The 242-nt window shown below is 40.9% G+C and carries 1 protein-coding gene; it reads left to right on the top strand.

The window, feature by feature from the left end:
• Positions 1-133: 133 nt before the first annotated feature.
• The coding region (locus tag R0J87_RS23970; RefSeq protein WP_498889538.1) for an endonuclease/exonuclease/phosphatase family protein at positions 134-242 on the top strand (109 nt) is incomplete at its 3' end.

Raw genomic sequence — 242 nt, 5'->3', positions numbered from 1 at the left:
CTGTAATGCTGCCAACTAAATCTCCACAGCCTGATATTTCATACATACAACATGGCAACATTGTGCCACACCAGCCGTGAAAGTGTTATCATCGCCCCACTTGCCAGAATCAAGACAATAAGGGCATCACGATATGAAAATAATTTCCTTTAATATTAATGGCATACGCGCAAGGCTGCATCAACTAAAAGCACTTCTGGACAAACATCAACCAGATATTGTGGGTTTGCAGGAAATAAAAG

The sequence above is a fragment of the Halomonas sp. SIMBA_159 genome (genome assembly GCF_046536035.1).
In the GTDB taxonomy this organism is placed as follows: domain Bacteria; phylum Pseudomonadota; class Gammaproteobacteria; order Pseudomonadales; family Halomonadaceae; genus Vreelandella; species Vreelandella venusta_A.
The sequence above is the reverse complement of the archived record's forward strand: the minus strand, read 5'-3'. Positions and strand labels throughout refer to the sequence as shown.